Genomic DNA, 10,454 nt, shown 5'->3' on the forward strand with positions numbered 1-10,454 from the left:
TTTATAAATAGAAAGAATATAATATAAACAAAGGAAGAAGATGACCTAAGATAAAAAAGCAAACTGTGCTAACAAAGGATGAAGCCCAAGTCCTTTTTAACTTGATTGCAGGCGTCTATAATTGCAAAAAATTTCTTTCCCCGACCAAACTAAGGAAAACCTCCTAGAAGCTGCACAGGTCATCCAGGAAAACAAGAATATCGGCCAGGCCCTTGTCCTGACCTACAATGCCCTTAAAAAATTCTCTCCCAAAGACCGACTGGAGATTCCAGAAATCAAGCACTTAACTGATTTTGTCCAAAATTTCTTCTATAAGCGCCAAGGAAAAGACTTGAGGGATTTCTATACAGCTTATGGGGCTATGAGCGGTCCATTGATTTTTTAGCTCGTGTTAGGAAGCCACAATTGGGTGCTCTCATTGTGGCTTCAAGCTTGCCAACCCACAGTCAAAGTCTCTGTTTGTGGGTTCACGGCCAGCAAGCCACAGTATAAGTCTTCATTTGTGGACTCACGATTTCGAAGCCACAGTCAAAGCCTTTATCTGTGGCTTGCGACTAATAAAAATAGAACAGCCCAGCAGGATTAAAGCCATCCTTGCTGGGCTGTTCTAGTTTAATGGACATATTTTTACTGTATAAATGAGGCTCCTGTACGCTTCCCCTCATATTTCTTAGATACCCAATCGTTCAAAGATTTCATCCACCCGTTGGAGGTGGTAGTGGTAGTCGAAAGCATCAGCGATGTCTTCAGGACTGAGTAAATCTGTAATTTCTTCATTACCTTCTACCAGTTCGCGGAAGTCGCGCTGGTTATCCCAGGCCTGGGCAGTCAGGGGTTGAACCAGGTCATAGGCGGCTTCACGGGATAGGCCTTGGTCGACCAACTTCAAAAGCAGGCGTTGGCTATAGATCAAGCCGTGGGTGGCCTGCATGTTCCGCAACATATTGTCTGGGAAGACAGTTAGATCTTCAATGATCTTACCGAAGCGGCGGATCATGTAGTTGACCAGGATGGTGGTATCGGAGAGAATAATCCGCTCCGCGCTGGAATGGGAGATGTCCCGTTCATGCCAGAGGGCAACATTTTCATAAGCTGTTACCACATGGCCCCGACAGACTCGGGCCAGGCCGGTTACATTTTCACTGGAAATTGGATTGCGCTTATGGGGCATGGCGCTGGATCCTTTTTGCCCCTTGGCGAAGTATTCTTCGACTTCCCGGGTTTCCGACTTCTGTAAGTGGCGAATTTCCGTTGCCATGTTCTCAATGGAAGTCGCAATCAAGGCCAGGCAGGCGATGTACTCGGCATGGAGGTCGCGCGGTAAAACTTGGGTAGAAATTTCCTGGGCACGGATGCCTAAGTGGTCGCAGACATAGGCTTCAACAGCGGTTGGTACATTGGCGAAGGTCCCCACGGCTCCAGAGATCTTCCCGGCTTCCACCCCCTTGGCCGCATGGTCGAAGCGGTCAATCTGGCGCTTGATTTCCGAATAATAGCGGGCCATCTTCAAGCCAAAGGTCGTCGGTTCGGCATGAACGCCATGGGTCCGGCCCATGCAGACCGTGTGCTTGTATTTTTGGGCTTTCTCTTTCAAAATTTCTAGGAACCAGGCCAGGTCTTGACGGATAATGTCATTGGCCTGCTTAAGCTGGTAGCCTTGAGCGGTATCGACCACGTCAGTCGAAGTCAGGCCATAGTGGACCCACTTGCGCTCTTCGCCTAAAGACTCAGAAACACAGCGAGTGAAGGCCACGACATCGTGGCGGGTCTCCGCTTCGATCTCTTGGATGCGGTGGACATCGAAGCTTGCTTTTTCGCGGATCTTTTGGGCATCTTCTTGGGGAATTTCACCCAGCTCTGCCCAGGCTTCGGCAGCGAGGATCTCAACCTCTAGCCAGCACTTGTAGCGGTTATCATCGGACCAGACTTGGGCCATTTCGGGACGGGTATAGCGTGGAATCATGTGACTACTCCTCTTTTTATGGATTTCACTGTTATTATAGCATGATTTATTTTAAGCTTTGCGAGGAATTTGTAAGGCAAGCTATTTAGACGGGCCTAAGGTATTTTTTGAAGAGGGCTTGAATCTTTAGCTGGTCTCTGCTATGCTAGGGTAGAAATAAGAATAAACCTTGTTAGGTGAGGTTACTGTATTAGAGAGACGCCACTGCCCAGAAACATCCAAAGATGCCAACGGGTCAGCAGAAATTCTCGAATTAAGGGATTTTCTAATGTGGCTGGAGCTACTCCTATGCTAATAAGTGCTAAAACTATGCGATGAGGTGTTTGCCGACTACTCCTGGACGATTCACGCTCACGCTCTTGTTGAGCGTTTTTTTAATCTGAAGCAATCTCCAAACCCTTAGCCCTCTGTGCGGTGACCTTCCCAAAGGTGTGGAAAGGTGATTATTATGGCCATTAAATTGAACCGACTCAACCGGAAAGACTACTACCAAGCTATCTATAAGAGCATCCAAGACAACCGGCGCGACGACTTCCGCGACCTCTTCTTGAAGCTCCATGAGAAAGACCAGGTCGCTGTCTTCCACAAGCTCTACCCTGAAAAAAAGAATAAAATTGTCGACCTCCTCCAAGCTGATGAATTCGCTGAACTCTTTGAACATTTGGACTACAAGGGGCGCCGGCAAGCTATTGAGGACCTGCCTGCTGACTATATGACCGAGGTCTTCACCTATGTGGCTGACGACGAGGTCACCGCCTTCATCCATGAACTGCCTCAAGAAGACCGGCAACATGTCCTGGAAAGTATGCGGCCCAACGACCGAGAAACGATCGAAACCATCCTAGAACATGATTTCGAAACAGCCGGGGCTATCATGACAACCGAGGTGCTCACGGTCTACGCCCAGGATAATGCCGACCAAGTGATTACGGGCATTCGCCAAGCAGCTTCCGCCGTCGAAACCATCTACTATGTTTATGTAGTAGATGAAGCCCGCCACTTGCTCGGTGTCCTCTCCCTACGCGAACTCCTGTGTGCCCCAGGGGACTGTCCTGTCCAAGATATTATGAATAGCCAATTAGTCCAAGCTGATATTGGCATGGACCAGGAAGAAGTGGCCCGTATTATCAAAGAATACGACTTACTTGCCCTCCCTGTCGTAGACGGGCAAGGCAAGTTGGTCGGGATCGTGACCGTCGACGATGTGATGGATGTTATGGATATCGAAACCACCGAAGACTTCCACCGTTTCGCTGGGATCAGTGGGTCGCCAGATAATGAAAGTGATCGCGAAAGCATCTTCGAAACGGTTAAGAACCGCCTACCCTGGATCATTATCCTGATCTTCCTCGGCCTAGTTTCAGCCAACCTGATCAATATGTTCGAAGCGACCCTGTCACGCGTGGTCATCCTAGCTGTCTTCATGCCTATTATTATGGACTCGGCCGGTAATGTAGGCACCCAGTCCCTAGCTGTCTCTGTCCGCCGGCTAACCTTAGGCGACAACACCGAAAGCTTCTGGGTCCTAGTATGGAAAGAATTAATATCCGGGATCGTTATCGGCCTAGCAGCTGGCATCACCATCTGTGGTGTGGCCTACTTCCTCTTTGGCAATCCGGTCCTCTCCTTCATCATCGGGATTTCCCTAGCCGCTACCCTGTCCGTATCGACAGTCATCGGCTACCTCGTCCCAACCCTCTTCAGCAAAATCCACATCGACCCCGCCGTCGCCTCCGGTCCCTTCATCACCACCATCACCGACGCAACCGGCCTCTTAATCTACTTCAGCCTCGCCACATATCTAATGCATTTGTTGTAAAAAGGGTGTGAGACTTGGCGTTTAGACTCGGATGATTGGGCAAGTCAGAATAAGAGCGAAGCATTCGCTCGTTTCTGACTTGTGAAATCACTCCGAGTCTGCCAAGTCGAACTCGACTAAGAAGGGTGTGAGGGAGTGCGGGTAGAAGTGGACCTCTGGAGCAAAAAACCGAAGAAGTCTGCAAGACTTCGAAGGGATTTTGTGAAGAGGAGCCACTTCTGCGCGACCGAGCCCGACTAGAAGGGTGTGAGCAAGAGCGCTTAGCTTTGGATGCTTGGAGTAAGTCGGGATAAGGGCAAGCCACGCTTGCACGTTCCCGACTTGCGAAAGCACTCCAAAGCTGCTCTTGCGAGCCCGACTAGAAGGGTGTGAGCAAGAACGGACTATAAATGGTGCTAGTGAGCATCCGTTCCGCTTTTGAATTTTATCCTTAAAAAGATACAACACCCAAGCAAACCCTCTAAGTGCGGGTTATGAACCGAGCTCATTAGACAATAAATATACAAGAAAAAAAGCACTTCCAGTTCCCCCTTCAAGAGGGGAGTTTGGAAGTGCTTTTTCGCTAGCGTATCGTCTTTGTAGCATATTGATCAATAGAGAATGGCGACCGCTAGGAGAGGATTAGTCAGCTTCGACTGGGACAATCCAACCCTCAGGTGCTTCAATGTCACCAAATTGAATGCCCAGTAATTCATGGTAAAGTTTTTCCGTGATTTCACCGACTTCTTGGCCTGTTCCGAAGTTGTGGCGGTGGCCTTTATGGGTGATGGAGCCGATTGGAGTAATGATGGCTGCTGTCCCCATGGCACCGGCTTCTTCAAAGCGGTCCAAGTCATCGATGTAGCAATCCCCTTGTTCCACTTCTAAGCCCAAGCGTTCTTCTGCTAAGTGGAGCAGGGAGTACTTAGTAATAGAAGGCAAGATAGAAGGTGATTTTGGTGTGACAAACTTATGGGTGCCACGTTCGATCCCGTAGAAGTTAGAAGAGCCAATTTCTTCAATCTTGGTGTGGGTCTTCGGATCCAGGTAGATCACATCAGCATAGTCTTCATCATGGGCGCTGGCCCCTGGTTGCAAGCTGGAAGCATAGTTCCCGCCAACTTTCACGCCGCCGGTTCCCATAGGCGCTGCCCGGTCGTATTCTGAAGTGACGAAGTGTTGAGGGGCAAGGCCACCCTTGAAGTAAGGACCGACTGGCATCACGAAGACCGTGAAGATGTATTCCGTTGCTGGATGAACCCCAATATTATCGCCAACCCCGATTAAAAGGGGACGGATATAGAGGGTTGCTCCACTTTCATAAGGAGGGACATAGTCAATATTGGCCTTAACCGCTTCTTTCACCGCATGAACAAAGTCTTCAACGGGAACTTTAGGCATCATCATCCGTTCAGCCGACACTTGGAAACGCTTAGCATTTTGGTCGGGACGGAAGAGTTGGACCTTGCCTTCCTTGGTCCGATAAGCCTTCATTCCTTCAAAGGCTTGTTGGCCATAGTGTAAGGCAGGGGAGCCTTCAGAAATGTGGAGCTGGTTGTCTGTCTCCAGACCTTGCTTATACCATTCCCCATCCTTGTAGTATGCCCGCCAACGATAAGGCAAGTTCATATAACTGAAACCTAGGTTTTTCCAATCGATATCTACTGTCATTAGTGGTCCTCCTTCATAATCTTACTAACACATATATTCTACAGCTTGGGTGTGAGTGAGTCCAACCATATCCGCTAAGGCCTGGTTGCTCGGAAATTCCGCAACACTTACAACCTGGTCGTCAATCAAAATAATGGGAAGGATTTCCTCTCCATATGCCTTGAGCTTACGCATGACAACCTCTGTATGGGTGAACATAAAACCATCGCTGGCTGGGTCGTGGATAGTGACAAAATAACCCTCTTCATTCTTGAGCGCATTAAAGAAAGCTTCCACCCGATTCAGTTCTTTGACATTGGCTTCTGTATTAATGATTGAATTGTCTGTCAATGAACATTCTTCGGAGCCCCCGCAACAGCCCAATGATTCCCCCAATGGTTGGAATAATTGCACTTTTTTCATTTTCACACCTCTTTTTTTGTGTTTTCTAATTATTATACACCAAAGATGAGAGCTATGACAAGGGCAGTCTCATTATTTTATCATTCAGATAGGAAAAGTCAGCCTCTAAAGTTCGTAAAAACTTTGTTATAATAGGCCTAAAACTGATGCCTGCAGAAAGGAAGATTCCATGGACTATTTCAAAAGTTATAGCGATGATGCAACGGCCCTAGCTGGTCAAATCCGCCAGGGACAAACTAGCAGCCAGGACCTGGTCAGCCAGGCGATCGACAGGGCCAAGGCCATTAACCCCAAGCTCAATGCGGTCACCCGGCTCTTTGAGGACTATGCCCAAGACCTGGCCCAAGAAGACCACAGCCAAAGCCTCTTCGCCGGTCTCCCTACCCTCATGAAAGACTTAGGCCACAATATTAAGGGGATGCCAGCGACTTCTGGGGCCCGCCTGCTCAAGGATCAAATTGCTCCCGTAACCAGCAACTTCTCTCAGTCTGTCATGGCAACCGGGCTCATTCCTATTGGCCAGTCCAATGTCCCTGAATTCGGCCTGAAATTCATCAGTGATTCCGACTACTACGGGCCCGTCCACAATCCAGTCGATCCTGACTATAACTCCGGAGGGTCAAGCGGTGGCGCAGCAGCTGCCGTTCAAGCAGGGATCGTGCCTGTAGCGACAGCTTCGGATGGCGGAGGCTCCATTCGAATTCCAGCTTCCTTCTCTGGACTGGTAGGCCTCAAGCCGACCCGAGTGCGAACAGCCACAGGACCGCGCAAGTGGCGGAGCTGGGGCGGGGCACCGGTTGGCTTCATGATGACCAAGTCCATCCGCGATACCGCCCAACTGCTCCTGGCCCTCCAGAGCAATCTCAAACCCATGCCCTTCCAAACCCTGCCTATCCCTAAGGCCCACATCGACCATGCCATTCGATCCGTCAAAAACCTGCGCATCGCCTATTCGACCAAGTCTCCAGCCGGTACAGAGGTTTCTGACGAGGCTATCCAAGCCGTTGAAAATACCGTCCGCTTCCTTCGCGACCAAGGCTTCCAGGTCGAAGCTGCCGACCCTAAGATTAATGGTCAAGAACTTGTTCGCGGCTATTATGAAATGAACGGGGCAGAAATGGCAGCCAGCTTCCTAGGCATCGAACAACAAGTCCAGCGCAAGATTAAACGCGAAGATGTCGAAATCCAAACCTGGACCATGGCCCAGTACGGCAAGACCATCCCCGCCTACCGCTACAGCCAAATTTTTGACACCTGGGACCAGGCAGCTGAAATCATGGACGACTTCCACCAGACCTATGACATCCTGATCCAACCAAGTACCGCCCAAGCTGCCCCCCGCGTCGACGATAAACTCTATAGTCAAAGTGACTACGAGGCCATGTTGCGTTCAGAAGAGCTCCCCACTTCCGACTTGGCTGAACTTGTTTACCAAGTCTTCAAGAAGGGCTTACTTGCCTCGCCATTCGCTATGATTTATAATCTAACCGGCCAACCCGCCATCAGTCTCCCCCTCCATACCTGCCAAAACGGCCTACCTTTAGGGGTCCAACTGATCGCTAACAAGGGCGAAGAAGCCCTCTTGATCGGCCTATCTGCCTACTTAGAAAGAGAAGACCGCTTCCACTACTACCCTGATCTTATTTAGGAGGTACTTATGCACGACCAACAATTCGAAATCTATAAAAAATGGCGCCAGCAAATGCTGGTCCTCGACGAAGCCTGGGACGACGACAGCTTCGGCCAAGCCGACACCTGGTCCGCCAGCAACCCCCTCGCCCGGGAAGACTTCAACGAAACCCTAGCCATCCACAGCCTCGACCACGTCTCCCAAGAAGAAATGCAAGCCTTCGAAGAGGACTACGACGCTGGAATGATCTAAAGGGTGTGAGCAGAGGTGTTCAGAAAGGAATGACTGGAGGCAAAAGGGATAAGAGCGGCTTTAGCCGATCGTTCCCATTTGCTGAAGTCACTTCCTTTCTGCCTCTGCGAACCCGACTAGAAAGGTGTGAGAGGATGAGGGACTTGCCGGCCACCAATTTGCTTTTGACAGCTCTCTCTGCAAATTGAAGTCGCTATCTTGCCTTCAAGGACTTTGAGTGCAAATAGAAAGTGACAATCTGCATCCAGGAATTCTGAGTACAATTAGAAAGCGGCTATTTGCATGTAGCAGCTTCGAACACAACTAGAAAATAGCTATTTGCATCCAGGGTCTCTGAGCACAAATAGAAAGCTTCGAGCACCATCTAATACAGATACACCTTCTTTTCATTGTGAAAGCCCCAAAACAAAAAGGCCAGGCCATTTCTCACACTTAGAATCTGAGAAAGCCTTGCCTTTTTAAAGGTGCTTCTGTTTTTTTAATTGGGCCTTGTAATGGTGGTTGACCAGGGCATTATATTCCTTATTGGCGCTCTCCAATTCCTTAGCTGCCATCCAATCATAGACCAAGCGCCCATAACGAAGAATCTGCCGCTCGGACATCCGATCTTCCTGGCTCTCTGCTTCCTGGTAGGCAAGCAGGTAGTCTTTGATCTGAGCCATGGCCAGGTCAAAGCGGCGGTAAATCACTGTAGCAATAACGTGTTGGACCTTATCACTTGGCAGGGGGCTAGCAAGCTGTCTCTCCATGAAATAACCCAAAAGAATGCCCACTAAGATATAGATCTCTAGAGTCTTGGGTGCATCCGTTCGTGTTCCCATGAGCACATTAATCAGGTGGTCGACTTCCTTTTGCAGACCAGAGAGCTGGCTGATCTCTTCTTCTGAAAGGGCAAATTCCTCGCGAATCCGTCGCTCATGGGCGTGGACAAAGTCAGGAAAATGTTGGCGGAAATTCGGATCCTTGAAGGGCAAGTCCACCTGACTAGTGACCATTTCGACCTTTTCCAATGTATCATTGTAGACAAAGTGCTTGCCATAGTAAGCTGAAAATTGAAAATCCGCCCCTTGTGGATAATGGTAGATGCCAGAGATAGCTGGTTCGATCTGGGCCACCCGGTTGATGTCCACATAAACCATACTCTTCTCATCCATCAGGCTCACTTGGTTATCCCGCTCAGACAAAAAGCGCCAACCACTGTCCCCGTCGAAACGCCCTGCCTCGCGCCAAGCCCATAACAAAGCTCCCTGCTTCTTCAAGAGGGTACGCGATGCGGCACACTGACCACCATTTGGAATCCATTGCTTCATCTTCAATCTCCTATCACTGAAAGGCTTTTAATCATTTTAACATAAAATTTTACCAGGCAACAGATGAGGCAAAAGGGATTCATTTTCCTTTTTGGGATTATTAGCGTATAATTAATTTGTTAGAGAAATATTAATAAGGAGGAATGTATTATGAGTCTCGTTGATGAGCTGTACAAGCGTTTAGATGAGAAAGAAGATCAAATGATCGAAATTCGTCGTCACTTCCATGAGAATCCAGAAGTATCATTTGAAGAAAAGGAAACGGCCCAATATATTGCCGATTTCTATAAGGACCTCGATTGTGATGTGCGGACGAATGTCGGTAATGGTTATGGTCTGGTGGTTACCATCGATACAGGCAAAGAAGGTAAAACACTTGCCCTCCGCGCCGACTTCGATGCCCTGCCCATAACAGAAGACACTGGCCTCGACTTCTCGTCTAAAAAAGAAGGTGCCATGCACGCTTGCGGCCATGATGCCCATACTGCCTATCTGATGGTTCTCGCTCAAACCTTAATTGAGATGAAGGACCAGCTCAGCGGTAAATTCGTCATCATCCACCAAAATGCGGAAGAAGTTGCACCAGGTGGCGCTAAATCAATGATTGAAAACGGTGCCTTAGACGGAGTTGATAATATCATTGCCCTCCACGTAATGACAAATATGCCAACTGGAGGCGTCTTCTACCATGAAGGTAATGCCCACACTGGCCGGTCTAACTTCAAGGTGAAGATCCACGGTAAGGGTGGCCATGCCTCATCCCCTCACCAAGCCAACGACACCATTGTCGCCGCTTCTTACTTCGTCACTGAAATCCAAAGTGTGGTTAGCCGCCGCTTGAACCCATTCGATGTCGGGTCGATCACCATCGGTAACTTCGACGCAGCAGGTGCCAACAACGCCATCCAAGGCGAAGTGACACTAGGTGGGGACGTGCGTGCCATGTCACAAGAAGTCCGTGACATCATCGAGCATGAAGTCAAAGCCAAACTTGAAGGCCTCAAGAACTCCTTTGGCATCACTTACGACCTTCACTACGAAAACGACTACCCAGTCGCTTACAACGATCCAAAAGTCACTGAATTCGCTGTCAAAGCAATCAAGGACCACCCATTCGAACAACTCACAAAAGGGGTGGACACCGAACAACCTCAACCACCATCGGATGACATCGCCTACTTCCTCCAAGAAGTCCCAGGCCTCTACCTCTGGGTCGGCGCCGCACCAAAAGATGGCGAAGCCTACCCACACCACCATCCAAAATTCGTCATGGACGAAGACGCCATGCTCATTGCAGCCAAATCCGTTGCCGCCTTCATCGGCGAATACGTAGAAAACAACGGCGTAGAGTAAACATACTAAGATTAGCTCGAAGGTAAATCGACGGATTTATCTTCGAGCTATTTCTGTTTTTCAGATATAGTATAT

General features: G+C 49.1%; 9 protein-coding genes and 1 riboswitch. Of the genes, 5 read left to right on the top strand and 4 right to left on the bottom strand.

What is annotated here, in order from left to right:
- Positions 1-121: 121 nt before the first annotated feature.
- Entirely contained in the window at positions 122-385 is a 264-nt protein-coding gene (locus tag QP860_RS08810) for a hypothetical protein (RefSeq protein ID WP_070617938.1), read from the top strand.
- A 285-nt stretch (positions 386-670) separates the two neighbouring features.
- Here the strand turns inward: QP860_RS08810 and purB are convergent, their stop codons facing one another.
- Positions 671-1,963 carry an adenylosuccinate lyase gene (purB, locus tag QP860_RS08815; RefSeq protein WP_284878912.1) on the bottom strand — a complete coding sequence of 431 codons (1,293 nt, stop codon included), beginning with the start codon at positions 1,961-1,963 and terminating at the stop codon, positions 671-673.
- A 161-nt stretch (positions 1,964-2,124) separates the two neighbouring features.
- Positions 2,125-2,289, top strand: a riboswitch (M-box (ykoK) riboswitch).
- 122 nt (positions 2,290-2,411) lie between these two features.
- On the opposite strand from purB, the gene mgtE reads away from it, so the two are divergent.
- Complete coding sequence (mgtE, locus tag QP860_RS08820; RefSeq protein ID WP_284912582.1) at positions 2,412-3,782, top strand: magnesium transporter; 1,371 nt, start codon at positions 2,412-2,414, stop codon at positions 3,780-3,782.
- 621 nt (positions 3,783-4,403) lie between these two features.
- Here mgtE and QP860_RS08825 read toward each other — a convergent pair.
- Both QP860_RS08825 and QP860_RS08830 read right to left on the bottom strand, forming a co-directional pair.
- Entirely contained in the window at positions 4,404-5,432 is a 1,029-nt protein-coding gene (locus QP860_RS08825; RefSeq protein WP_070620475.1) for a branched-chain amino acid aminotransferase, read from the bottom strand.
- Positions 5,433-5,456: 24 nt separating this feature from the next.
- Positions 5,457-5,834: an arsenic metallochaperone ArsD family protein gene (locus QP860_RS08830; RefSeq protein WP_067973541.1), complete on the bottom strand. Its 378-nt coding sequence runs from the start codon at positions 5,832-5,834 to the stop codon at positions 5,457-5,459.
- Positions 5,835-6,003: 169 nt separating this feature from the next.
- On the opposite strand from QP860_RS08830, the gene QP860_RS08835 reads away from it, so the two are divergent.
- Positions 6,004-7,482 carry an amidase family protein gene (locus QP860_RS08835; protein ID WP_070620472.1) on the top strand — a complete coding sequence of 493 codons (1,479 nt, stop codon included), beginning with the start codon at positions 6,004-6,006 and terminating at the stop codon, positions 7,480-7,482.
- A 9-nt stretch (positions 7,483-7,491) separates the two neighbouring features.
- Complete coding sequence (locus QP860_RS08840; RefSeq protein WP_284912584.1) at positions 7,492-7,716, top strand: hypothetical protein; 225 nt, start codon at positions 7,492-7,494, stop codon at positions 7,714-7,716.
- A gap of 458 nt (positions 7,717-8,174) precedes the next feature.
- Here QP860_RS08840 and QP860_RS08845 read toward each other — a convergent pair whose 3' ends face one another.
- Positions 8,175-9,026 carry an immunity protein Imm33 domain-containing protein gene (locus QP860_RS08845; RefSeq protein WP_070620468.1) on the bottom strand — a complete coding sequence of 284 codons (852 nt, stop codon included), beginning with the start codon at positions 9,024-9,026 and terminating at the stop codon, positions 8,175-8,177.
- 150 nt (positions 9,027-9,176) lie between these two features.
- Here QP860_RS08845 and QP860_RS08850 point away from each other — a divergent pair, with 150 nt between their 5' ends.
- Entirely contained in the window at positions 9,177-10,379 is a 1,203-nt protein-coding gene (locus tag QP860_RS08850) for an amidohydrolase (protein ID WP_070620465.1), read from the top strand.
- Positions 10,380-10,454: the final 75 nt, after the last annotated feature.

Origin of the sequence: Aerococcus sp. UMB1112A, assembly GCF_030230715.1 — a bacterium.
Taxonomy (GTDB): Bacteria; Bacillota; Bacilli; order Lactobacillales; family Aerococcaceae; genus Aerococcus.

Coding starts and splice junctions, on each gene's coding strand:
- purB (WP_284878912.1), bottom strand. CDS start 1,963: ATGATTCCACGCTATACCCGTCCCGAAATGGCCCAAGTCTGGTCCGAT.
- mgtE (WP_284912582.1), top strand. CDS start 2,412: ATGGCCATTAAATTGAACCGACTCAACCGGAAAGACTACTACCAAGCT.
- QP860_RS08825 (WP_070620475.1), bottom strand. CDS start 5,432: ATGACAGTAGATATCGATTGGAAAAACCTAGGTTTCAGTTATATGAAC.
- QP860_RS08830 (WP_067973541.1), bottom strand. CDS start 5,834: ATGAAAAAAGTGCAATTATTCCAACCATTGGGGGAATCATTGGGCTGT.
- QP860_RS08835 (WP_070620472.1), top strand. CDS start 6,004: ATGGACTATTTCAAAAGTTATAGCGATGATGCAACGGCCCTAGCTGGT.
- QP860_RS08840 (WP_284912584.1), top strand. CDS start 7,492: ATGCACGACCAACAATTCGAAATCTATAAAAAATGGCGCCAGCAAATG.
- QP860_RS08845 (WP_070620468.1), bottom strand. CDS start 9,026: ATGAAGCAATGGATTCCAAATGGTGGTCAGTGTGCCGCATCGCGTACC.
- QP860_RS08850 (WP_070620465.1), top strand. CDS start 9,177: ATGAGTCTCGTTGATGAGCTGTACAAGCGTTTAGATGAGAAAGAAGAT.